This is a genomic window from Pseudomonas sp. RW407 (assembly GCF_003176655.1).
Taxonomy (GTDB): domain Bacteria; phylum Pseudomonadota; class Gammaproteobacteria; order Pseudomonadales; family Pseudomonadaceae; genus Pseudomonas; species Pseudomonas delhiensis.
Genome location: NZ_QGSL01000107.1, coordinates 219,731 through 243,415, shown reverse-complemented (window position 1 = coordinate 243,415; position 23,685 = coordinate 219,731). Strand labels below are relative to the sequence as shown.

The window sequence follows — 23,685 nt, the reverse complement described above, 5'->3', positions numbered from 1 at the left end:
CCTCTTCCTAACCCTCTCCCTGAAGGGAGAGAGGACCGTTAGGCAGAAACGGAGACCATGGTGTTAGCCGGAAACGAAGTTACAGGTTGAAACCCTATCTATACGCAGGCACGGACAAGCCCCCTCTCCCTTCAGGGCGGGGCGCGCAGCCGAGGGCTGGGGAGAGGGTGCTCTAAGGCCCAACACCAAAACCCCAGGCAACTCCCCTTCGCGAGCAAGCTTGCTCCTACGAAAGACCACCCAACCTTCTCCCCCCTGTCACACCCCAAGGTCTAGGCTATCCCCACCGGGCGCCCCATTTCCGTGCGCTCCCGTGCCCGGCATGCGCCCCTGGGCCCCGCGATGGTGCCCGGCGCCCGTGCGCAGCCCGTTCTACGGCCCCTGGCGGCTGGCACGGGACTTGCGCGGAAGCTGTGTCGCCCAGGCCCGCAGGAGGCCCGCCGTGTCGATCCATGTCGCCTTGCAGCACGTCACCCACTACCGCTACGACCGCGCCGTGAACCTCGGCCCGCAGCTGGTGCGCCTGCGCCCGGCGCCGCACAGCCGCACGCGCATTCTCGGCTATTCGCTGAAGGTCGCCCCGGGCAAGCACTTCATCAACTGGCAGCAGGACCCCCAGGGCAACTACCTGGCGCGCCTGGTGTTCCCGGAGAAGACCGAGGAACTGCGGGTGGAGGTGGACCTGGTCGCCGAGATGGCGGTGTTCAACCCCTTCGACTTCTTCCTCGAGCCCTACGCCGAGCAGTTCCCCTTCGCCTACGGCGCCGACGAGCAGCGCGAGCTGGCGCCCTACCTGGCGCGCCAGCCGGCCAGCCCGCGGTTCGCCGAATACCTCGCCGGGGTGCCGCGCGAGGCCAGCCCCACCGTGGACTTCCTGGTCGCGCTGAACCAGCGCCTGGCCGGCGACGTGCGCTACCTGATCCGCATGGAGCCCGGCGTGCAGACGCCCGAGCAGACCCTGGAACTGGCCTCCGGCTCCTGCCGCGACTCGGCCTGGCTGCTGGTCCAGCTGGCGCGCCACCTGGGCCTGGCGGCGCGCTTCGTCTCCGGTTACCTGATCCAGCTCACCGCCGACCAGAAGTCCCTGGACGGCCCCAGCGGCACCGAGGTGGACTTCACCGACCTGCACGCCTGGGCCGAGGTCTACCTGCCCGGCGCCGGCTGGGTGGGGCTGGACCCCACCTCCGGGCTGTTCGCCGGCGAAGGCCACATCCCCCTGGCCTGCAGCCCCGAGCCGTCCTCGGCGGCGCCGATCAGCGGCGCGCTGGAAGAGTGCGAGGTGACGTTCAGCCACGAGATGCGCGTGGAGCGCGTGTGGGAAGCGCCGCGGGTGACCAAGCCCTACAGCGAGGAACAGTGGCAGGCGATCCGCGAGCTGGGTTCGCGCATCGACGCCGACCTCGCCGAGCAGGACGTGCGCCTGACCATGGGCGGCGAGCCGACCTTCGTCGCCATCGACCATCCCGACGACCCCGAGTGGAACACCGCCGCCCTGGGCCCGAACAAGCGCCGCCTGGCCGCCGACCTGTTCCACCGCCTGCGCCGCCACTACGCACCCAAGGGCCTGGTGCACTTCGGCCAGGGCAAGTGGTACCCCGGCGAACAGCTGCCGCGCTGGTCGCTGAACTGCTTCTGGCGGCGCGACGGCGAGCCGCTGTGGAACAACCCCATGCTCTATGCCGAGGAAGGCCGCAGCTACGGCGCCGACGCCGCCCTGGCCGCACGCTTCCTGCGCCGCCTGGCCGGGCGCCTGGGGCTGTCCGGCGACACCCTGTTCGCCGCCTACGAGGACTGGTTCTACTACCTCTGGCGCGAACGCCGGCTGCCGGCCAACGTCACCCCGGAAGACGCGCGCCTGAGCGATCCGCTGGAGCGCGAGCGCCTGTGCAAGGTATTCGAGCGCGGCCTGGGCGAGGAAGTCGGCCAGGTGCTGCCGCTGGCCCGCAGCGCCGCCGGCGACGCCTGGGAGAGCGGCCGCTGGTTCCTGCGCGGCGAGCATTGCCGGCTGATTCCCGGCGACTCGGCCATGGGCTACCGCCTGCCGCTGGATTCGCAGCCCTGGGCCAGCGAAGCCGACTACCCCTACGTCAACCCGGCCGACCCGAGCGTGGCCCGGCCGCCGCTGCGCCGCGCCGCGCAGATGCAGCAGCCGAGCCGCGAACGCACCCCGGGCGGGCCGGACGCCACGCGCCAGCCGCTGATGCACCAGTCCGCCGGCTGGATCACCCGCACCGCGCTCTGCGCCGAGCCGCGCGACGGCCGCCTGTACCTGTTCATGCCGCCGCTGGCGGAACTTGAGGCCTACCTGGAGCTGGTCGCCGCCATCGAGGCCACCGCCGGCGAACTGGGCAGCCCGGTGCTGCTGGAAGGCTACGAGCCGCCGGCCGACCCGCGCCTGGTGAACTTCCGCGTCACCCCCGACCCGGGGGTGATCGAAGTGAACATCCACCCCTCGGCGAACTGGGACGAGCTGGCCGAGCGCACCGAGTTCCTCTACGAGGCGGCGCGCCAGTCGCGGCTGTCCAGCGAGAAGTTCATGGTCGACGGCCGCCACGTCGGCACCGGCGGCGGCAACCACTTCGTCCTCGGCGGCGCCACCCCGGCGGATTCGCCCTTCCTGCGCCGCCCGGACCTGCTGCGCAGCCTGGTCGGCTACTGGCACAACCACCCCTCGCTGTCGTACCTGTTCTCCGGCCTGTTCATCGGCCCGACCTCTCAGGCGCCGCGGGTGGACGAGGCGCGCAACGACGCCCTCTACGAACTGGAGATCGCCTTCGCGCAGATGCCCGAGCCGGGCGCCGACTGCCCGCCCTGGCTGGTCGACCGCCTGCTGCGCAACCTGCTGGTGGACGTCACCGGCAACACCCACCGCGCCGAGTTCTGCATCGACAAGCTGTACTCGCCGGACAGCGCCTCCGGGCGCCTCGGCCTGCTGGAGCTGCGCGCCTTCGAAATGCCGCCCCACGCGCGCATGAGCCTGGCCCAGCAACTGCTGCTGCGGGCCCTGGTGGCGCGCTTCTGGGCCGAGCCCTACGCGCCGCCGAAGCTGGTGCGCTGGGGCACCGAGCTGCACGACCGCTTCCTGCTGCCGCACTTCGTCGAGCAGGACTTCGCCGACGTCATCCACGAGCTCAACGCCTTCGGCTACCCGCTGCGCAGCGACTGGTTCGCGCCGCACTTCGAGTTCCGCTTCCCGAAATACGGCGACTACGCGGTGAAGGGCATCGACCTGGAACTGCGCCAGGCCCTGGAACCCTGGCACGTGCTGGGCGAGGAGGGCGCCAGCGGCGGCACCGTGCGCTACGTGGACTCGTCCCTGGAGCGCGTGCAACTGAAGGTGAGCGGCATGGCCGCGGAGCGCTACGTGGTCACCTGCAACGGTCGCCCGGTGCCGCTGCGGCCCACCGGCCAGGTCGGCGAATACGTCGCCGCGGTGCGCTACCGCGCCTGGCAGCCGGCCTCCTGCCTGCAGCCGACCATCGGCGTGCAGGCACCGCTGGTCTTCGACATCGTCGACACCTGGATGCAACGCTCCCTCGGCGGCTGCCAGTACCACGTCAGCCACCCCGGCGGGCGCAGCTACGACAGCTTCCCGGTGAACGCCTACGAGGCCGAGAGCCGGCGCCTGGCGCGCTTCTTCCGGCATGGCCACACGCCCGGCAAGATGAGCGTGGAGGCGCCGCGCGCCGACGCCGAATTGCCGATGACCCTCGACCTGCGGCGGACATGAGCGCCGCCGCCCGCTAAAGTGAACAGGCCGCCTTGCACGCCGAGTCCCTGATGTCCGAGTTGCTCGCCCACTACCCGCTGTCCGCCACGGCGTACCACGAACTGCTGGACGCCGCGGGCGGCGTTCGCCCGCACTGGCAACGCCTGGTTCAGCGCCTGGAGCGCGCCAGCGCCGCGCAGCTGGAGCAGCGCCAGGCCCTGCTGGCGCGGCAGATCCAGGAAAACGGCGTGACCTACAACGTCTACGCCGACCCCAAGGGCGCCGACCGCCCCTGGGAGCTGGACCTGCTGCCCAACCTGCTGTCCGCCGAGGAGTGGGCGGGCATCGCCGCCGGCGTGGCGCAGCGTGGGCGGGTGCTCAATGCGCTGCTGGCCGACCTCTACGGCGAGCAGCGCCTGCTCGCCGAGGGCGTGCTGCCCAGCGAGCTGGTCTACGGCCACCCCAACTTCCTCTGGCCCTGCAGCGGCCTGCCGGTGCCCGGCGGCATCTACCTGCACAGCTATGCCGTCGACCTGGCACGCGATGCCGACGGCCGCTGGCACGTGCTCGCCGACCGCACCCAGGCGCCCTCCGGCGCCGGCTACGCCCTGGAGAACCGGCAGATCATCTCCCGCGCCCTGCCGGAGCTGTACCGTGAACTGCGCGTGCAGTACCTGGCCGGCTACTTCCGCACCCTGCAGGAAACCCTCGCGCACTGCGCCCCGGCCGACGGCGAGACGCCGCTGGTGGTGCTGCTGACCCCGGGGCGCTTCAACGAGACCTACTTCGAGCACCTGTACCTGGCGCGCCAGCTGGGCTTCCCGCTGGTGGAAGGCCACGACCTGACGGTGCGCGACGCCACCCTGTACCTGAAGACCCTCGGCGGCCTGAAGCGCGTGCATGCGGTGCTGCGGCGCCTGGACGACGACTTCTGCGACCCCCTGGAACTGCGCACCGACTCCGCTCTCGGCGTGCCCGGCCTGCTGGATGCCGTGCGCCGCGGCCGCGTGCTGGTGGCCAACGCCCTGGGCAGCGGCGTGCTGGAGTCGCCGGGGCTGCTGGGCTTCCTGCCCGCGGCCAGCCGCGCGCTGTTCGGCGAGGACCTGCTGCTGCCGGCGGTGCAGACGCGCTGGTGCGGCGAGCCGGGCGCCCTGGACACGGCGCTGGCCGAACTGGACCGCCTGGTCATCAAGCCGGCCTTCCCCTCGCAGAGCTTCGAACCCCTGTTCGGCCACACTCTGGGCCCGGCGGCCCGCGCCGAGCTGAGCCAGCGCCTGCGCGCGCAGCCCCATGCCTACGTGGCGCAGCGCCAGGCGCAGCTGTCCCAGGCGCCGGTCTGGCAGCAACGCGGCGCGCGCGGCGAGCTGCAATCCCGCGCCATCGGCATGCGCGTGTTCGCCGTGGCCGGCAGCGACGGGCGCTACTGGGTGATGCCCGGCGGCCTGACGCGGGTGGCCTCGGCGGCGGACGCCGAGGTGGTCTCCATGCAGCGCGGCGGGGCCAGCAAGGACACCTGGGTGCTGGCCGACCGCCCGGTCCACGGCGAGCCCCTGCGGCCGCGCAACATAGGCGCGCGCGACCTGATCCGGCAGGACCCGTACCTGCCCTCGCGGGTGGTGGAGAACCTCTACTGGTTCGGCCGCTACGCCGAGCGCTGCGACGACGACGCGCGCCTGCTGCGCGTGGTGCTGTCGCGCTACGTCGACGCCGACGGCGACGAGCAGGCCCTGCGCAGCGCGCTGGACCTGGCCGGCGCCATGGGCCTGGTCCCCCAGGGCGAGGCACCGCTGGAACAGCGCCTGCTGGCGGCCCTGCTGGACGAGCACTGGGGCAACAGCCTCAGCGCCAACCTGCGCCGCCTGCACTGGGCCGCCGCCCAGGTGCGCGGGCGGCTGTCGCGGGAGAACTGGCTGGCGCTGATGGAACTGCAGCGCGACCTGCAGGCGCTGGACGCGCGCGACACCGAACTGGGCGACGCCCTGGACTTCCTCAACCGCCTGCTGATGTCGCTGGCGGCGCTGTCCGGCTTCGCCCTCGACGACATGACCCGCGACGACGGCTGGCGCTTCCTGATGATCGGCCGGCGCATCGAGCGCATCCAGTTCTTCGCCGACGCCATCGCCGGTTTCCTCGACGGCGGCGCGGCCTGGGACCCGGGCGCCCTGGAGTGGCTGCTGGAACTGGGCAACAGCACCATCACCTACCGCTCGCGCTACCTCGCCGGGCCCCAGGCGATCCCGGTGCTCGACCTGCTGTTGCTGCACGAGCAGAACCCCCACGCCCTGTACTTCCAGCTGCAGGCCCTGGAGCGCTCCCTGGAGCGCCTGCACCAGGAGTTCGGCATGCCCCGCGAGCAGGAACTGACGCTGCTCACCGCGCGCCTGCTGGCCTTCGACTTCGCCACCCTGGAGAACGCGCTGTTCGGCAGCGCCGGGCAGGACGAGGTGCTCGCCGGCCTGGCGCGCCTGCTGCGCGAACTGGCGCAAGGCGCCGGCCAGGTCTCCGACCGCCTGGGCCTGCGCTACTTCGCCCACGTCGACGACATCAGCCAGCGCACGGTATCCACCTGATGGCCGAAGCCCAGCTCCGCCCCGCCCCCGCGCAAGTGGCGCGCTACCAGGTGTTCCACGACACCCGCTACCGCTATGCCGCGCCGGTGTCGCTGTCGCAGCAGCTGCTGCACCTGTGGCCACGTGAATGCCCCTGGCAGCGCTGCCTGGGCCGCGAACTGCAGATCGAGCCGCAGCCCACCCAGCGCAGCGACGGTTTCGACGTGTTCGGCAATCCGCTGACGCGCCTGGCCTTCGAACGCCCCCACGACGAGTTGCAGGTGAACGCCCGCCTGCAGGTCGAGGTGCTGCAGCGCCCGCCGCTGCAATTGCAGGCTTCGCCGGCCTGGGAACGGGTAGTCGCCGGCCTGGCCTTCAGCGGCCGCGCCCTGTCGGCGGAGGAACTGGAAGCCTGCCGCTTCCGCATGGAGTCGCCCTACGTGCGCATCAAGCGCCAGTTCGCCGAGTTCGCCGCCGACTGCTTCCCGCTCGGGCGGCCACTGCTGGAAGGCGCGGCGGCGCTGATGCAGAAGATCTTCGACGAATTCGCCTTCGACGCCGAAGCCACCCAAGTGGCGACGCCGCTGATCGAGGTGCTGGAACGCCGCCGCGGCGTGTGCCAGGACTTCGCCCACCTGATGCTCGCCTGCCTGCGCTCGCGCGGCCTGGCCGCCCGCTACGTCAGCGGCTACCTGCTGACCCGCCCGCCGCCCGGCCAGCCGCGCCTGATCGGCGCCGACGCCTCCCACGCCTGGGTGTCGCTGTACTGCCCGGCCAACGGCTGGGTGGACTTCGATCCCACCAACAACATCCTCCCGGCCCTGGAACACATCACCCTGGCCTGGGGCCGCGACTTCGCCGACGTCTCGCCGCTGCGCGGGGTGATCCTCGGCGGCGGCAGCCACGATCCGGAGGTGCGGGTGACGGTGATGCCGCATTGGGAGCTGGCGGTGTAGGCGCGGATTGATCCGCGATGGCTGAGCCCGACCGTAGGGCGGATAACCGTTCGCGGTTATCCGCCGTTTCACCTTCCTTGCCGGCAACTTCGTGGTTGGGCTTGGCGCGGCTTGGGGGCGGCTTCGTGCTCGGCACCGAGCGGCATGGGGCGAAGGTCAAGCGGCGGATAACGCGGGGCGTTATTCGCCCTACGCCAAGCCCGCCATGGGCGTAGGGCGGATAACCGTTCGCGGTTATCCGCCGTCTCACCTTCCTTGCCGGCAACTTCGTGGTTGGGCTTGGCGCGGCTTGGGAGCGGCTTCGTGCTCGGCACCGAGCGGCATGGGGCCAAGGTCAAGCGGCGGATAACGCGGGGCGTTATTCGCCCTACGACAAGCCCGCCATGGGCGTAGGGCGGATAACCGTTCGCGGTTATCCGCCGCCGGCTCCGAAATTATTTGACCACCACAGGCCGGAACACCGGTACCCGAGGACAACTGCAGGAAAAACGCCGTCGTAGGATGGGTGGAGCGAAGCGATACCCATCGCCCCCCGCTATCAGGCCTTCCGATGGGCCTCCATGTAGCGGCGCAGCAACTGGTTGATGCGCGTCTGGTAACCGCTGCCCTGGGCCTTGAACCACTCCAGCACGTCCGCGTCCAGGCGGATGGTGACGGTCTGCTTGGCCGGGACGCGCAGTTCGGCGTGGCGGAAGAAGTCCTCGCCCAGTTCGGGAATGTCACTGGTGTCGATGGCATCGTCGCCCTGTTCCACCAGCCGCTTCCAATCAGTCTTCGATGCTTTCGACATAGCGCCTCACCTCCTGGCGTGTGGCCTTGCGCGCCGAGATGATGCGGATCACCTCGCCCCGTCGTTCGGTATAGACCACCACGCCGACGAGCCGCCGGAGCCAGCCGATGGCGATCCAGCGCTCTTCGTCGTAGTCGAGTCGGTCATCGCGCAAGGCCAGCAGCGGGTGCTGGAAGATTTCCGGCACGTCGCGGAAATCGATACCGTGCTTGCGGATGTTGGCCTGGTTCTTGGCCTCGTCCCATTCGAACTGCATGGGATATTCTGTATTTACAGTTGTAAATACACTATAGCGCTTCCAGTGTGCTTGAGCACCTGTCCGGGCAAGCTGCAAACGGCGTGCTAGCTTTTCCCTGGTCATTTCCCAATCAACGGATGGGCCAGGCAATGGGCGACACGAACATCGTCAATGTGGGTACGGAGAAGTTCAACGAAATCTGGTCGCTGGTGCAGCAGTACGCCCTGGCCTTCGGCATCAAGATCCTCGCCGCCATCGCCTTCTGGGTGATCGGCCGCTGGCTGATCGGCATGGCGGTGGGCATGGTCCAGCGCGCCCTGGGCCGGCAGAGCGTCGACCCGACCCTGCTGCGCTACGTCGGCTCCTTCATCACCGTGACCCTCAACATCGTCCTGGTGATCGGCATCCTCGGCTACTTCGGCGTGCAGACCACCAGCCTGGCGGCGCTGATCGCCGCGGCCGGCGTGGCTATCGGCATGGCCTGGTCGGGGTTGCTGGCCAACCTCGCCGCCGGCGGTTTCATCATCGTCCTGCGGCCGTTCAAGGTCGGCGACTTCATCACCGCCGCCGGGGTCACCGGCACGGTCAAGGAGATCGGCCTGTTCGTCACCGCCATCAACACCCCGGACAACGTAATGACCCTGGTGGGCAACAACAAGATCTTCGGCGACACCATCCAGAACTACAGCCACAACGACTTCCGCCGCGTCGAGCTCAAGGCGCAGCTGTCCGGGGCGGCCGACTACGCCGCTGCCGCGGCCCTGCTCAAGGAGCGCATCGCGCAGGTCCCCAACGTGCTCGCCGAGCCGCCGGTGGACGTCGAGATCCTCGAGTTCAACCTGGTCGGCCCGGTGCTGGCGGTGCGCCCGTACTGCCACAACGACAACTACTGGCAGGTCTACTTCGACACCAACCGCACCATCAAGGAGGCCCTGGGCACCGGCTTCCCGGCGCCGATGCCGGCGCAGACGGTGATCGTGCAGCAGGCCGGCGGCTGAACCCGCCGCCCAGGCGCCGGGGGCGGCCACCACGGCTGCCCCGGGCGTTCCCGCGAGCAAAACCGATGGGTGGTTGCTAGCGGGGGATGGCCGGTCTTTTAGTAGTCCCTTTCCCATTTATGTAAGACGTTTCAGTTTGCACTTGTGGCGAACATCCCGCTGAGGTTAGGGATGCGTCCGGCATATCCTCCATTGCCAACCATCGCACCCTGGATAGGCAGCGACCGCTCGATTGCCGGTCGCATCGTCCGCCATCCGGGGCCAGCATGCCGAACCTCCGTCCACCCGCCGCCTTCAGCCTGATCGAACTGCTGGTCTGCCTGGCGCTCCTGGCCATTGCTGCCAGCCTCGCCGTGCCCGCCTTCAACCAGTTGCTGCGCAACCAGCAGGCGCAGGTGGCGGCGGAACAGCTGCACGCGCTGCTGCTCTACGCCCGTGGTGAGGCGGCCACGCGGGGCCGACCGGTGTCCGTCCGCGCCGCCCAGGCCGATGGCTGGGCGGGGCCGCTGGAGGTGCGCGCCGGCACCGGGCTCCTCCGCCAGCAGGCGGGGCTGGCGCAAGTGGATGTCGAGGCGCCGCGGTCCGCAATCGAGTTCCGTGCCGACGGCAGCATGGGTGGCGCGGCGCGCGGCGACTTCTGCATCAGCGTCTGCCCCAGGGGCAGCCAGGCGTCCTGCCGCCACCTCAGGGTCCAGGGCAGCGGCCGGGTGAAGCTGCCCGCCGGCGGGAGGTGCGGGGCATGAGGCGGGCGCATCGCGGCTTCAGCATGATCGAGGTACTGGTGGCGCTGCTGGTGGTCGCCGTCGGCGCCCTCGGCATGCTCGCCCTGCAGGGGCAGGCGATGCGCCACAGCGTCGACGCGAACCTGCGCAGCAATGCGGTGATGCTCGCCGAGGAGCTGCTGGAGCTGATGCGCAGCAACCGCGACGCGCTGTTCGATGCGGCGGGCCAGCTGAATGGCGAGTCCGACTACTTCAAGGCGGAGAACGTGGCCTTTCCGTCGCAGTCGGCCAACTGCGCCTCGCGCAATCGCGGCGGTGGCGGCGCCGAGGTCGCCAGGGCCGACCTCCATTGCTGGCGCGAAAGGGTGGAGCGGTTGCTGCCGGTCACCCCGGCTGTTCTGGCCAGGCAGTTCGTGGTCTGCCGCAGCGGTCCGGCCGAAACCTGTTCGAGCGGGGCAGGGAGCCTGGTGATGATCCGCGTCGCCTGGGTCGATGAGCGTTCCAGGCTGTGTAACGACAGCGTGTGCAGCTACGTGCTGCGGGCGGAGCCCTGAGATGCGGGCCTGCCACTTGCGCGGTCGGCAGCGGGGGCTGTCGCTGGTCGAGCTGATGGTGGCGCTGCTGCTCGGCGCTTTCCTGATCCTCGGCGTGACCCAGCTGTTCCTCGACCAGAGGCGCCACGCCCAGTCCCAGTTTGGCCAATTGGCCAACCAGGGCAATGCCCGTTTCGCCGCCGCCTCCATCGAGCGCCTGGTGGCCCGCGCCGGCTACCGGGCCAGGCCGGAGCTGCAGATGCCCGCGGAGGCCTTCCCGCCACGCCCGGCCGGCAGGGGCTGCCCGGCGTTCGCCGCGGGGCAGACGGTGGCGCTGGCCTCCAGCCAGGCTGGCGCCGCGCTGTGCGTGCGTTACCAGCGCGGCATGGAGGCCGAGGAGGTGGATTGCAGCGGCGCCTCGCTGGGCTTCTCCGCGGCGCCGGCCACCGTGCTGGCCCGCCTGACGCTGGACCGCACCACCGGAGAACTGGGCTGCGCATCCGCCCTGGAGGGAGGCAGCATGGGCGCCACCGGCGTGCTGGTCGACGGCCTGGTGGACTTCAGCTTCCAGCCGGTCCCCAAGGCCGGCGACAAGGTGCAGCTGCTCGACCTGTACCTGCTGTTCGCCAGCGAGCGGGGCCTGCAGGGCGGCATCGCCAGCGACGTGCTGGACGACTGGGAGGCGCTGAGCGGCCGCAAGCCGGCCATCCCCGCCGACGATGGCCGCCTGCTGCAGATCGGCCTGGCCGGCGTCGCCCTGAGGAACCCGAGCCCATGAGCCCCCGCCCGAGCGCCCAGGCCCAGTGCGGCGCCGTGCTCATGGTGGCGCTGGTCATGCTGCTGATGATGACCTTGCTGGCCCTGGCCGGCATCACCGCCAGCCAGCTGGAAAGCCGCCTGGCCGGCAACCGCGCGGAACTGGCGCGCACCTTCAACGCCGCCGAGTCGGCCTTGCGCGAGGTGGAGCGGCGCCTGGCCCGCGAAACCCGGGAGGACGACGGCCGCGGCACCAGCTGCATCGACCGCAAGGGGCTTTGCGTACTGCTCGCCGCCAGCGTCCGCAGCGTCAGCGACGAGCGTTGGCGGTGGCATTGGGGCAACGACCCGGACGCCTGGTGGGGCCAGGCGCAGAACGCCGTCGACTACCTGGGCTCCGACAACGTGAGCCGCTTCGAGCACAGGCTGCGCCAGCACGCCGCCTTCTTCGCCAGCGACGGCGGCGGCCTCAACCTCGGCAACCTCGGCGAGCCGCAGCTGCGCACCGATTACTACTACGTCGACGCCTTCGCCAGCGGCGATGCCGGGCGCACGCCGGTCATCCTGCAGTCGGTGTTCGCCCGGCGCTATGCCAATTGAGGAGAGCCGATGAACCCTCGCCATCACCTGCACCTTTTCATCGTCGGCATGGCCGCCCCCTGGCTGGCCGCGCCGGCGGGCGCCGCGCAACTGAACATCAGCCAGCAGCCGCTGTTCCTCACCCAGACGGTGGCGCCCAACCTGATCCTGACGATGGACAACTCCAACAGCATGAAGTGGGCCTTCGTGCCCGACGTCACCGGCTACGAATCGACGAGGGTGCGCAATACGCGGCGGGCGAAGTCGGCCAGCTACAACCCGATGTACTACAACCCGGACATCGACTACCAGGTGCCGAAGAAGGTCGAGTTCGTCAACGGTGCCCTGAGGGTCAGCGACTACCGGATCAGCGACAGCGATCAGTTCAACTTCAGGCGGGTGCAGGTCAACGGTTTCAGCGGCATGCGTGGTGCGGTCGATCTGTCCAGCGACTATCGGGTGAGCTGGCAATACGACCCCACCGGTGGCCAGGCCACCAACTTCAACAGCAGCACCAACTATGGCGGGAGCACGGGGCGCATCTACCACCTGGCGGAGAACCCCGCCGCCGACTTCAAGACCGGCGGCTGGAGGCCCGACGACCGCACCCGCAAGGGCGTGCCGGCCTATTACTACCGGTATGACCCGAGCCTGCAGAAGAACTGCAGGCTGGACAACGACAACTGCTACCGCCTGGTGAACGTCTCGGCCAGTTCCGGGCCCGGCGGCCGCGACGAGCGGCGCAACTTCGCCATCTGGTACGCCTTCTACCGCAACCGTGCCCTGGCCACCCAGAGCGCCGCCAACCTGGCCTTCAACAGCCTGCCCGAGAGCGTGCGCCTGACCTGGCAGGACCTGAGCAACTGCACCACCCTCGATGCCTCGCGGGGCTGCAACGGCGTCAGCTACAGCGGCAGCAACCAGTTCCGGCCGTTCGCCAGCCAGGGCCGGGCGAACTTCTTCCGCTGGCTGGGGGACATCAACTACAACACCGCCACGCCCTTGCGCGTCGCGCTCGACCGGGCCGGCAAGTTCATCGCCAAGCGCGACGGGCCGGCCTACGACTTCCAGCCCGGTGGGCAGAAGCAACCGCAGTTCGCCTGCCGCCCCAGCTACCACCTGATGATGACCGACGGGAAGTGGAACGGGGGCGAGGGCTCCAGGGTCGGCAACCTCGATGGCGGCAACGTCACCCTGCCGGATGGCAGGCGGTACGCGCCGCTCGCGCCCTACCGGGACGGGGCCGGCAACACCCTGGCCGACCTGGCGTTCTACTACTGGGCCAACGATGCGCGCAAGGACATCCCCAACCAACTGGCGCCCCACATCGCCGCCGCCGATGCGGACGCCACGCGCCAGTACTGGGACCCGCGCAACAACCCCGCGACCTGGCAGCACCTGGTGACCTTCACCATGGGCCTGGGCCTCGGGCGCGCGCTGGAGAAGCCCCAGTGGGCCGGCAGCACCTTCGAGGGGCCCGGCTACCAGGGGCTGCTCGATGGCAGCATCGCCTGGCCGGCGGCCGCCGCGGACAGCGACAACAACGTCTACGACCTCTGGCACGCGGCGATCAATTCCCGCGGCGAGTTCTTCAGCGCCGAGGACCCGCAGCAGATGATCGATGCCTTCGCCAGCATCCTCTCGCGGATCGCCAGCCGCACGGCCTCGGCGGCGCGGCCGGCGGTGGCGGCGGGCGAGGTGAAGGACCAGGCGCACGTCTATGCGGCGTCCTTCTCCAGCGAGGACTGGAGCGGCGACCTGGTCAAGTACCGGCAACTGGCGGACGGCCGCCGGGAGGCGCTGTGGAGTGCCAAGGGGCTACTGGATGCGCGCACCGCGCCGCGCAGGGTCCTGATGCGCAAGGGCGGGGCCCTGGCCGAGTTCACCTGGGCCAACCTGGACGCCAGCCAGAAGGCCGCGCTGAACCGCACGCTCTCCGGCGACAAGGACACGCTCGGCGAGGCGCGCCTGGGCTTCCTGCGCGGCAAGCGCGACCTGGAGGGCGGGACCTTCCGCACGCGCGGCGCTCTGCTCGGCGACATCGTCAACTCGGCGCCGCTGCTGGTCGCGGCGCCCTCCCGGCCGGCCCACGCGCGGGACAGCCTGGAAGCCCCCGGCGCCTACAGCGAGTTCAAGGCGGCCCGGGCCGCGCGCGAGGCGGTGGTCTACGTCGGCGCCAACGACGGCATGCTGCACGCCTTCGATGCGGAGGCGGGCGAGGAGCTCTTCGCCTTCGTGCCCTCGGCGGTGGTGGGCAACCTGCACCGCCTGGCCGACCCGCGCTACGGCAGCACGGAGCACCGCTACTTCGTCGACGGCCCGCTGGTGGCCGAGGACGTGTTCTTCGACGGCGCCTGGCGCACGGTGCTGGTCGGCGGCCTCGGCGCCGGTGGCCGGGCGCTGTTCGCCCTGGACGTCACCGAGCCGCGGGCGCCGAAACTGCTCTGGGAAATCGAAGGCGGCGCCGGCCCGTTCGCCCGTCTGGGCCACAGCCTGCCGCGCCCGGCCATCGTGCGCCTGGCCAGCGGCCGCTGGGCGGTGCTGGCGGCCAACGGCTACGACAGCGTGCAGGACATGGCGGTGCTCTACCTGATCGACATCGGCAGCGGCGAGCTGATCCGCGAGCTCAACGTGAGCAAGGGCGGCGATGCCGCCAACGGCCTGTCCAGCCCGCGCGCGGCGGACATGGATGGCGACGGCATCGTCGACTATGCCTATGCCGGTGACCTGCTCGGCAACCTCTGGCGCTTCGACTTGCACGGCGCCGGCGGCGAGGCGGTGGGCCTGGCCGGCCGGCCGCTGTTCCAGGCCCGGGATGCCAGGCAGAAGGTGCAGCCGATCAGCGCGACGCCCTGGCTGGTCCGGCACCCGTCCGGCCAGGGGGTGCTGGCGCTGCTGGGGACCGGCAAGTACTTCGAGGTGAACGATGCCCAGGCCGACACCAGCAAGGCCATGAGCCTGTACGGCATCTGGGACCGGCAGGTCGCCGGGGAGCCGGCCGACGGCGCCTCGACGGTGCAGCGCGGCCACCTGCAGGTCCAGCAGATCGAAGATGACGGCGATGGCTACCGGACGCTCAGTGACGAGCCGCTGGCCTGGGCACCCGCCACGCAGAAGCCGGGCGCTTCCGGCACGGGTAGGCATGGCTGGCTGCTGGACCTGCCGATGACCGGCGAACGCGTCGTCGCTGACCCGGCCGGCAGTGGCCGGCTGGCATTGTTCTCCACCCTGACGCCGAACGTCGATCCTTGCAGCGATGGCGTCAGCACCTGGCTGATGGCGCTGAACCCGCTGACCGGCGGGGCGCCGTTGGCCGATGCGCTGGACTACGACCGCAACGGCGTGATCGACGACCGTGACCGCGAGGGCGGCGAGAAGGTCGCCGGCCTGCAGTTCCCCGGCCTGGGCGGCACCACCATCGGTTTCGACCTCGACAGTGGCCTGGGCCTGGCCCATGGCAGCGAGGGTTCGCTGCGCTTCTTCGACGGCATCCGCCCGGGGCGGCAGAGCTGGCGGATGATGAGGGTCGAGCAATGAGGCGGCAGGTTCGGCCAGGCGGCTTCAGCTTGCTGGAGCTGCTGGTCGCGCTGGCGATCGTCGGCATACTCGCCGCCATCGCCTACCCCAGCTACATGGAACACGTCAACCGCGCCAAGCGCGCGGAGGGGCGGGCCTTGCTCCATGAGGTGGCGGCACGCCAGGAGCGCTTCTTCGCGCAGAATTTCCGCTATGTGGTGAGCGACGACCTGGTCGGCCAACTGGGCATGCAGGCCCTGTCACCCAATGGCCACTATCGGTTGGCGCTGGGGGAAGGGCCTGGCGGCTACCAATTGACCGCGGTGCCGCAGTGGAGCGACCCCCGCTGCGGCAACCTGACGCTCGACGCCACCGGGGTTCGCGGCCCGGCGGCGGTGGATTGCTGGCGCTAGGTCGGCGTGCGGTCGACCCACTTGGGCGCGGCCAGGGGCTTCCAGGCCTGCAGGGCGTCGACCAGCTCGGCCGGGGTGGCGCCGCGCTGCAGCATCTGGCGGTGTTCCGCGCGGACGAAGCGTTCCTGCACCAGGTGGTCGAGGAAGGTCAGCAGCGGGGCGTAGAAGCCGTCCACCTCCAGCACGCCCAGCGGCTTGGCGTGGTAGCCCAACTGGCCCCAGGTCCAGACCTCGAACAGCTCCTCCAGGGTACCCAGCCCGCCGGGCAGGGCGATGAAGGCGTCGCTCAGCTCGGCCATGCGCGCCTTGCGCGCGTGCATGCCGTCGACCACTTCCAGGCGGCTCAGGCCCTTGTGGCCGATTTCCGCCTCTTTCAGGCTCTGCGGGATGATCCCCACCACCTCGCCGCCGGCGGCCAGGGCGGCATCGGCCACCATGCCCATCAGGCCCACGGCGCCGCCGCCGTAGACCAGGCGCAGGCCGCGCTCGGCGATATGCCGGCCGAGGCTCTCGGCCGCTTCGCGGTAAATGGGGCTGGCACCGGGGCTGGCGCCGCAGAATACGCAGATGGAACGCAAGGTCATTGCCTGGAACTCCGTGACCGTCAAAACGGTCGTCAGAGTAACTGCTGCGTGTCCGCGCTCCAAGCCGCCATGGCCGACCTAGCCGCCGCAGGCGCCCTGGGCATAGCATGCGAGGACTTGCTGAAAAATTGTATACATGTTTGTATCCGATTTGTCGTGCATGGCGACGCTCTCCGTCAGGCATCCGTGACGGTCTATGCTGGACGGGGCGCGCTAATTTGCCTCGTTGAAAGTTCGTATCAGCCTGATAGAACTGCATGCTGGCAAGACCATGGCGCCGCCCGCACCGAATTGACCTGGATCAGCAGGCGCCGCCCGACTATCGGGCAGTCTGCCGTTCCGGATTCTCCGCCCAACCTGCCCAGGAGGCTCGTATGTTCCACAAACTCGCTGCTGTCACCCTGCTCGGTCTGTTCAGCGCCCCGCTGCTGGCTGCCGAATGCTCGGTGGACATTCAAGGCAACGACCAGATGCAGTTCAACACCAACGCCATCAGCGTGGACAAGAGCTGCAAGACCTTCACCGTGAACCTGTCCCACCCCGGCGCCCTGCCGAAGAACGTCATGGGCCACAACTGGGTGCTGACCACCGCCGCCGACATGCAGGGCGTGGTCGCCGACGGCATGGCCGCGGGCCTGGACAAGAACTACCTGAAGGACGGTGACACCCGCGTGATCGCCCACACCAAGATCATCGGTTCCGGCGAGAAGGATTCGGTGAGCTTCGACGTCTCCAAGCTCAAGGAAGGCGAGCAGTACATGTTCTTCTGCAGCTTCCCGGGCCACTCGGCGATGATGAAGGGCACCCTCGCGCTCAAGTGAGTTCGTCGGCCCGCACGAAAGCCCGGCTTGCAGCCGGGCTTTTTCGTTTTACCTTATCCCTGTACGCGGCGCCTCGTGTTGCGGTCGCCGCCAGGGGGAAGCATGTATCACGGTGAACGTTTCAATGCCTGGACCCACCTGCTCGGCGCCGTGGCGGCGCTGGTGGGCGGCACCTGGCTGGTGGTCGCCAGCAGCCTGCTCGGCGATGCCCTGAAGATAGTCGGCGTCTCGGTCTACAGCGGCAGCCTACTGCTGCTCTACAGCGTCTCCACCAGCTACCACAGCGTGCGCGGGCGGGCCAAGGCGGTCCTGCGCAAGCTCGACCACCTGTCGATCTACCTGCTGATCGCCGGTAGCTACACGCCCTTCTGCCTGGTCAGCCTCAAGGGCGCCTGGGGCTGGACGCTGTTCGGCATCGTCTGGGGCCTGGCCGTGCTGGGCATGCTGCAGGAACTCAAGCCGCGCTCCGAGGCGCGGGTGCTGTCCATCGTCATCTACGCGGTGATGGGCTGGATCGTACTGATCGCCCTGGGCCCGCTGTACCGCGCCCTCGGCCCGGACGGCGTGGCCTGGCTGGTGGCCGGCGGGGCCAGCTACACCATCGGCATCCTGTTCTTCGCCTACGACGAGCGCTTCCGCCACTGGCACGGCATCTGGCACCTGTTCGTGATCGCCGGCAGCCTGCTGCACTTCATCGCGGTGTGGCTCTACGTGCTGCCGGCGCGGGGGGCGTAGGAGCGGATCTCATCCGCGAAGCGCGCCGGTGGTGCCGGCCATCGCGGACAAGGCCCGCTCCTGCAATCGTGTTTCCCGGTGACGTAGGCGTTGGGTTCGAAAGCGCCCTCTCCCCAACCCTCTCCCGCAAGCGGGAGAGGGGGCTGTCCTCTGCTGGGGGAAAGACCGGAGCCACCCTCGTACCTTCGTCATTCCTGTGAACGCGGCAACCTATTAGACAGTTGCCTCTACAGGGGCGCGGGGTGGGTGGGGCGCCAAAGTCACTGGGTTCCCGCGTCCGGGGGAATGACGAGGGTAGCTGGGCGTATCAGGATGATGCCGGGCTCGCCGAGCGCTCCGAACGGCCCCCTCTCCCTTCAGGGAGAGGGTTGGGGAGAGGGGACGGCGTTGATCCAAACACCAACGGTGTCCGGGGTGCGCCATTCGCGAGCAAGCTCGCTCCTACAGGGAACGGCGTCGGGCCGGCTCACGGCGCCTTCGGCAACTGGCGCTTGTGGTGGGTCTTCTCGTAGGTGCGCTTGATGATCTCGAAGGCTTCCGGGCTGACCGGCTGGCCGTGCAGGAAGGCGTCGATCTCCTGGTAGGTCACGCCGTGGGCGTGCTCGTCGGGCTTGCCCGGCGCCAGGTCCTCGAGGTCGGCGGTCGGCACTTTTTCCACCAGGAACTCCGGGGCGCCCAGGCTGCGGGCGATGGCGCGCACCTGGTGCTTCACCAGGCCGGTCAGCGGGGCGATGTCGCAGGCGCCGTCGCCGAACTTGGTGAAGAAGCCCATCACCGCCTCGGCGCTGTGGTCGGTGCCCACCACCAGGCCCTGGCGGGCGTTGGCGATGGTGTACTGGGCGACCATGCGCATGCGCGCCTTGGTGTTGCCCAGGGCGAAGTCCACTGTGCCGGCGGGCAGGCCGTCGAGGGCGCGGGTCTGCTCGGCCAGGGCCTGGACCGCCGGGCCGATGTTCACCGTGTGGCGCTCGTCCGGGGCGATGCAGTCCACCGCCGCCTGGGCGTCGGACTCGTCGCCCTGCACGTTGTACGGCAGGCGCACGGCGATGAAGCGGTAGTCCGGGTTGCCGGTCTGCTCGCGCAGCTCTTCCACCGCGCGCTGGCAGAGCATGCCGGCGGTGAGGGAGTCGACGCCGCCGCTGATGCCCAGCACCAGGGTCCTGGTGCCCGACTCGCGCAGGCAATCCTGGATGAAGCGGACGCGCCGCTGGATTTCGGCCTGCACCTGGGCATCGGACTGGAAGGGCGGCTGCACGTTGAGGTCTTTGGCGATGGTGTCTTGGATGGTCTTCATGGGGCTCCTCGATCCGGCTGTGGACAGGACGCGCCTGTCGGATGCGGAAAAAATACCAGCCCGCGGCGCGCCGGGCGATGCCCGGATGGTCGCGGGACGCTGGGATCAGGTTCTGGCCAGGTGCTCGCCGATCCACTCGACGAAGGCGCGCACCTTGGGCACCGCCGCGGCGTGCTCGGGGTAGGCCAGGTAGTAGGCGCTGCGGCTGTGCAGGGCGTGGGGCCAGGCGACCACCAGCTTGCCTTCATGCAATTCCTCTTCCACCAGGAAGCGCGGCAGCAGGGCCACGCCGCAGCCGGCCTGGGCGGCGCGGATGCACATGTAGAAGGTGTCGAAGCGCGGCCCGTGGAAGCTGTGCTCGCTGCGCCGGTCGAGGCTGGCGAACCACTCGTGCCAGGCTTCCGGACGGGTGGCGTTCTGCAGCAGCACCAGCTCGTCCAGCTGCAGCGGGTCGTCCAGCGGCTGCGCCGGGAGGATCGCCGGCGAGCACACCGGCAGCATCTCCTCGCCGAACAGGTGCAGGCATTCGGCGCCGGGCAGGGTGCCGGGGCCGAAGAAGAAGGCCACGTCGCAGCGCTGCTGCAGCAGGTCGTCGGGCTCCAGTTCCTGGCGCAGGTCCAGGTGGATGTTCGGATGGCGGTGGCGCCAGCCGTTGAGCAGCGGGATCAGCCAGCGCGCACCGAAAGTGGGCGGGGTGGACACGCGCAGCACCTCGGTCTCGCCGCCGTAGGACAGCAGGTAGCGGGTGGACAGCTCCACCTGGCTGAGGATCTTGCGCACCTCCTGCAGGTACAGCTCGCCTGCCGGCGTCAGCTGCAGGCGCCGGCGCACGCGGCGGAACAGCAGGTGCTGGAGCATCTCCTCGAGCTGCGCCACCTGCTTGCTCACCGCGCTCTGGGTCAGCGCCAGCTCCTCCGAGGCGCGGGTGAAGCTCAGGTGCCGGGCCACGGCTTCGAAGCACTGCAGGGCGGTCATGGAGGGCAGGTGGCGTTTGTTGAGCATCGTCGTGATCGGCTCTGTGAAGGCCCCAGGGGCGCGCGAGCTAGAGCGGGGCAAGGCGCAAGCGGCGGTGGATGCGCAGTTTACTGAAGTAAATGAGCAATCCGCCGTCGCTTGCAACGCAGCTCCGCCGACGCGCAGCCGCCCCTGGCATGAATTTACGGAATGATGTGCATAGGAAACGTTGTTTGTTGGCCGCCCGCAAGCCGGTTATTACTGCTTGCATTCCAATGGCTTAACCGACCGGCTCAGGAGACGCGATGATTTCCGCACTGCTCGAGAAACTGGGGGTGGATTCCTCCCTCTACTCCAATGGCGACCATGTCATCCACAGCCCCATCGACGGCAGCCGCCTGGGCGCCGTGCGCCTGGAAAGCGCCGCCGAGGTGGAGCAGAAGATCGGCCGCGCGGCCCAGGCCTTCGGCGCCTGGCGCGCGGTGCCGGCGCCGCGCCGCGGCGAGCTGGTGCGCCTGTTCGGCGAAGAGCTGCGGGCGCACAAGGCCGAGTTGGGCGAGCTGGTGTCCTGGGAGGCCGGCAAGATCACCCAGGAAGGCCAGGGCGAGGTGCAGGAGATGATCGACATCTGCGACTTCGCCGTCGGCCTGTCGCGCCAGCTCTACGGCCTGACCATCGCCTCCGAGCGCCCCGGCCACCACATGCGCGAGACCTGGCAGCCGCTGGGCGTGGTCGGCGTCATCAGCGCCTTCAACTTCCCGGTCGCCGTGTGGTCGTGGAACACCGCGCTGGCCCTGGTGTGTGGCAACCCGGTGGTGTGGAAGCCGTCGGAGAAGACGCCGCTCACCGCGCTGGCCTGCCAGGCCCTGTTCGACAAGGCCCTGGCGCGCTTCGGCGACGCCCCGGCCTGCCTTGGGCAGGTGGTGATCGGCGACCGCGCCGCCGGCGAGGCCCTGGTGGACGACCCGCGCGTGGCCCTGGTCAGCGCCACCGGCAGCACCCGCATGGGCCGCGAAGTGGGCCCGCGCGTCGCCGCCCGCTTCGGCCGCAGCATCCTCGAACTGGGCGGCAACAACGCCATGATCCTGGCCCCCAGCGCCGACCTGGACATGGCCGTGCGGGCCATCCTGTTCAGCGCCGTGGGCACCGCCGGGCAGCGCTGCACCACCCTGCGCCGGCTGATCGCCCACGAATCGGTGAAGGACGAGATAGTCGCGCGCCTGAAGGCCGCGTACTCGAAGGTGCGCATCGGCCACCCGCTGCAGGGCAACCTGGTCGGCCCGCTGATCGACGAGCGCAGCTTCCTGGCCATGCAGGGCGCGCTGGAACAGGCGCGCGGCGAGGGCGGCGTGGTGTTCGGCGGCGAGCGTCAGCTGCAGCAGCAGTTCCCCGACGCCTTCTACGTCTCCCCGGCCATCGTCGAGATGCCCGAGCAGAGCGACGTGGTGCGCAGCGAGACCTTCGCCCCGATCCTCTACGTGATCCCCTACACGGACTTCGACGAGGCGCTGGCGCTGAACAACGCCGTGCCCCAGGGCCTGTCGTCCTGCGTGTTCACCACCGACGTGCGCGAGGCGGAAGCCTTCATGTCGGCCATCGGCAGCGACTGCGGCATCGCTAACGTCAACATCGGTCCCAGCGGCGCGGAGATCGGCGGCGCCTTCGGCGGCGAGAAGGAAACCGGCGGCGGCCGCGAATCCGGCTCCGACGCCTGGAAGGCCTACATGCGCCGGCAGACCAACACCGTGAACTGGTCGCGGGAGTTGCCGCTGGCGCAGGGGATAGTGTTTGACTGAGGCTACAGGCTACAGGCTACAGGCTACAGGCTACAGGCTGCAGGTGGGGGATCGGGCTCTTGCCTGCCGCCTGTAGCCTGCCGCCTGCCGCCCTTCGAAGAAGGATCACCGGATGTCGCTTCGCCAAGAGTGTCTGTGGGAACACCTGACCCCCGAGCGGCCGCAGGCGCCGTCGTTGCTGGGGGAGCACAAGGCCGACGTGTGCGTCGTCGGCGCCGGCTTCACCGGGCTTTCCGCGGCCCTGCACCTGCTGGAGGCGGGGCGCAGCGTCTGCGTGCTGGAGGCTCATCGCACCGGCCATGGCGGCGCCGGGCGCAACGTCGGGCTGGTCAACGCCGGCCTGTGGATTGCGCCGGACGAGATCGAGGCGGGTATGGGCGCGGGGGTCGGCGCGCGGCTCAACCGCATGCTGGGCGCGGCGCCCTCGCTGGTCTTCTCCCTGATCGACAGGTACGCCATCGATTGCCAGGCGCGCCGTGAAGGCACCCTGCACATGGCCCACAACCCGCGCGGCCTGGACGACCTGCGCAGCCGCTGCGAGCAGTGGCAGCGCCGCGGCGCACCGGTCGAGCTGCTGACCGGCGCGGCCTGTGCCCAGGCCTGCGGCACCGAGCGGATCGCCGGCGCGCTGCTCGACCGCCGCGCCGGCACCCTCAACCCCATGGCCTACGTCAGCGGCCTGGCACGCGCCGTGGTGGGCCTGGGCGGCGAGCTGTACCACCACTCGCCAGTGACCTCGCTGGAGCGCGAGGGCGATGCCTGGCGCGTTTCCACCGGCGACGGCAGCGTGCTGGCGCAGAAGGTGGTGATCGCCTCCAGCGCCTACACCGAGGGCGAGTGGACGCAGCTGCGCCGTACCTTCTTCCCCGGCTACTACTACCAGGTCGCCTCGCGCCCGCTGGAGGGCGCGGAGGCCGCGCGCATCCTGCCCGGCGGCCAGGGCTCCTGGGATACCCGCCAGGTGCTCAGCAGCATCCGCCGCGACGCCGACGGCCGCCTGCTGCTCGGCAGCCTGGGCAAGGGCACCGGCAAGCCGGAGTGGTTCATCCGCGGCTGGGCCGACCGCGTCCAGCAGCACTACTTCCCGCGGCTGGGCAAGGTGGACTGGGAATTCACCTGGACCGGCTGCATCGACTTCACCCCCGACCACCTGATGCGCCTGTTCGAGCCGGCGCCGGGGCTGCTCGCCATGAGCGGCTACAACGGCCGCGGGGTGACCACCGGCACGGTGGTCGGCAAGGCCTTCGCCGACTTCCTGCTGCGCGGCGAGGCCAGCGCCCTGCCCATGCCCCTGCGGCCGCTGGAGGAAATCTCCGCGGCGGGCCTGCGCAGCTGCCTGTACGAGGCGGGCTTCTCGCTCTACCACGCCGGCCAGTGCCTGCGCGTGGTGATCTAGCGGCCGCGCCCGGGGCGGGGCGCCCGGCCCCGTCCGCCTCCTCTGGCCCGTTCTGCACTTTGGTCTAGCCTTTTTGGTGCGTTACCTCGAAGGGCGCGCACCGAGAATGTGCAGTTAGGTGACAGTGAAGGTTACCGCTCGGGTTGCGCCCCGTGGCTGCTGGTTGTGCCAGCTCGCGGGATGGATGGTTGCACCCTTGGGATGTTTGGGTTGCACCTTTTGTTTTAGGGGGTTGCACACGCCAAAAGCTGTTTTCTGCCGGCCCTGGCCGGTTCTGCTGTCCGACTTTTCAAATAACAAAAACGGATGGCACGCGGCTTGCTGTTGGCTAGACGCCAACATCTGT

19 protein-coding genes and 1 pseudogene are annotated in these 23,685 nt (G+C 69.8%); 15 read left to right on the top strand and 5 right to left on the bottom strand.

Going from position 1 to position 23,685, the window contains the following annotated elements; genetic code table 11:
- The first annotated feature begins 442 nt into the window (after positions 1-442).
- Genes DK254_RS25080 through DK254_RS25070 form a run of 3 tightly spaced genes read left to right on the top strand, consistent with a single transcriptional unit; the run spans position 443 to position 7,214 of the window.
- A complete protein-coding gene (locus DK254_RS25080; RefSeq protein ID WP_109935993.1) occupies positions 443-3,730 on the top strand; it encodes a DUF2126 domain-containing protein in 3,288 nt (1,095 codons plus the stop codon).
- Between the two features lie 50 nt (positions 3,731-3,780).
- Positions 3,781-6,279, top strand: a complete 2,499-nt coding sequence (locus DK254_RS25075; RefSeq protein ID WP_109937294.1) for a circularly permuted type 2 ATP-grasp protein — start codon at positions 3,781-3,783, stop codon at positions 6,277-6,279.
- Positions 6,279-7,214 carry a transglutaminase family protein gene (locus DK254_RS25070; protein WP_089390008.1) on the top strand — a complete coding sequence of 312 codons (936 nt, stop codon included), beginning with the start codon at positions 6,279-6,281 and terminating at the stop codon, positions 7,212-7,214. The genes DK254_RS25075 and DK254_RS25070 overlap by 1 nt, the downstream gene beginning before the upstream one ends.
- A gap of 538 nt (positions 7,215-7,752) precedes the next feature.
- On the opposite strand, the gene DK254_RS25065 is transcribed toward DK254_RS25070, so the two are convergent.
- The gene (locus DK254_RS25065) at positions 7,753-8,004 is read right to left on the bottom strand and encodes a BrnA antitoxin family protein (protein WP_089390009.1); all 252 of its coding nucleotides are present in this window, start codon (positions 8,002-8,004) and stop codon (positions 7,753-7,755) included.
- Positions 7,982-8,260 (bottom strand): BrnT family toxin, encoded by a 279-nt coding sequence (locus tag DK254_RS25060; protein ID WP_089390010.1) that lies wholly within the window; start codon positions 8,258-8,260, stop codon positions 7,982-7,984. The genes DK254_RS25065 and DK254_RS25060 overlap by 23 nt, the downstream gene beginning before the upstream one ends.
- Positions 8,261-8,391: 131 nt before the next feature.
- Here DK254_RS25060 and DK254_RS25055 point away from each other — a divergent pair, with 131 nt between their 5' ends.
- From DK254_RS25055 to DK254_RS25025, 7 genes are all read left to right on the top strand, one after another.
- A complete protein-coding gene (locus tag DK254_RS25055) occupies positions 8,392-9,240 on the top strand; it encodes a mechanosensitive ion channel family protein (RefSeq protein ID WP_109935992.1) in 849 nt (282 codons plus the stop codon).
- Positions 9,241-9,506: 266 nt separating this feature from the next.
- Positions 9,507-9,983: a GspH/FimT family pseudopilin gene (locus DK254_RS25050; RefSeq protein ID WP_109935991.1), complete on the top strand. Its 477-nt coding sequence runs from the start codon at positions 9,507-9,509 to the stop codon at positions 9,981-9,983.
- The gene (gene pilV / locus DK254_RS25045; RefSeq protein WP_109935990.1) at positions 9,980-10,516 is read left to right on the top strand and encodes a type IV pilus modification protein PilV; all 537 of its coding nucleotides are present in this window, start codon (positions 9,980-9,982) and stop codon (positions 10,514-10,516) included. Before DK254_RS25050 ends, pilV begins: the two co-directional genes overlap by 4 nt.
- Before the next feature lies 1 nt (position 10,517).
- Positions 10,518-11,273 (top strand): PilW family protein, encoded by a 756-nt coding sequence (locus DK254_RS25040; protein WP_158546442.1) that lies wholly within the window; start codon positions 10,518-10,520, stop codon positions 11,271-11,273.
- A complete protein-coding gene (locus tag DK254_RS34620) occupies positions 11,270-11,851 on the top strand; it encodes a PilX N-terminal domain-containing pilus assembly protein (RefSeq protein WP_109935988.1) in 582 nt (193 codons plus the stop codon). The genes DK254_RS25040 and DK254_RS34620 overlap by 4 nt, the downstream gene beginning before the upstream one ends.
- A 9-nt stretch (positions 11,852-11,860) precedes the next feature.
- Positions 11,861-15,367, top strand: coding sequence for a pilus assembly protein (locus tag DK254_RS25030; protein ID WP_109935987.1), 3,507 nt, complete (start codon positions 11,861-11,863; stop codon positions 15,365-15,367).
- Entirely contained in the window at positions 15,364-15,759 is a 396-nt protein-coding gene (locus tag DK254_RS25025) for a type IV pilin protein (protein ID WP_109935986.1), read from the top strand. Before DK254_RS25030 ends, DK254_RS25025 begins: the two co-directional genes overlap by 4 nt.
- Here the strand turns inward: DK254_RS25025 and DK254_RS25020 are convergent.
- Complete coding sequence (locus tag DK254_RS25020; RefSeq protein ID WP_109935985.1) at positions 15,756-16,343, bottom strand: TIGR00730 family Rossman fold protein; 588 nt, start codon at positions 16,341-16,343, stop codon at positions 15,756-15,758. The two genes, DK254_RS25025 and DK254_RS25020, sit on opposite strands and share 4 nt — an antisense overlap.
- Positions 16,344-16,717: 374 nt before the next feature.
- On the opposite strand from DK254_RS25020, the gene azu reads away from it, so the two are divergent.
- The gene (gene azu, locus DK254_RS25015; RefSeq protein ID WP_009613416.1) at positions 16,718-17,164 is read left to right on the top strand and encodes an azurin; all 447 of its coding nucleotides are present in this window, start codon (positions 16,718-16,720) and stop codon (positions 17,162-17,164) included.
- A gap of 102 nt (positions 17,165-17,266) precedes the next feature.
- Positions 17,267-17,899, top strand: coding sequence for a hemolysin III family protein (locus tag DK254_RS25010; protein WP_109935984.1), 633 nt, complete (start codon positions 17,267-17,269; stop codon positions 17,897-17,899).
- A gap of 466 nt (positions 17,900-18,365) precedes the next feature.
- Here the strand turns inward: DK254_RS25010 and nadE are convergent, their stop codons facing one another.
- Together nadE and DK254_RS25000 are read right to left on the bottom strand one after the other, a co-directional pair.
- Entirely contained in the window at positions 18,366-19,193 is an 828-nt protein-coding gene (nadE, locus tag DK254_RS25005; RefSeq protein ID WP_109935983.1) for an ammonia-dependent NAD(+) synthetase, read from the bottom strand.
- A gap of 68 nt (positions 19,194-19,261) precedes the next feature.
- Positions 19,262-20,195 (bottom strand): annotated as a pseudogene (locus tag DK254_RS25000) (LysR family transcriptional regulator); the annotation flags it as partial.
- On the opposite strand from DK254_RS25000, the gene DK254_RS34210 reads away from it, so the two are divergent.
- From DK254_RS34210 to DK254_RS24990, 3 genes are all read left to right on the top strand, one after another.
- On the top strand, positions 20,188-20,361 hold the full coding sequence (locus DK254_RS34210; protein ID WP_158546441.1) for a hypothetical protein: 174 nt from the start codon (positions 20,188-20,190) through the stop codon (positions 20,359-20,361). The pseudogene DK254_RS25000 and the gene DK254_RS34210 overlap by 8 nt on opposite strands.
- A 91-nt stretch (positions 20,362-20,452) precedes the next feature.
- Entirely contained in the window at positions 20,453-21,943 is a 1,491-nt protein-coding gene (locus DK254_RS24995; protein ID WP_109935981.1) for an aldehyde dehydrogenase family protein, read from the top strand.
- Between the two features lie 112 nt (positions 21,944-22,055).
- Positions 22,056-23,339 (top strand): FAD-binding oxidoreductase, encoded by a 1,284-nt coding sequence (locus DK254_RS24990; protein WP_109935980.1) that lies wholly within the window; start codon positions 22,056-22,058, stop codon positions 23,337-23,339.
- Positions 23,340-23,685: the final 346 nt, after the last annotated feature.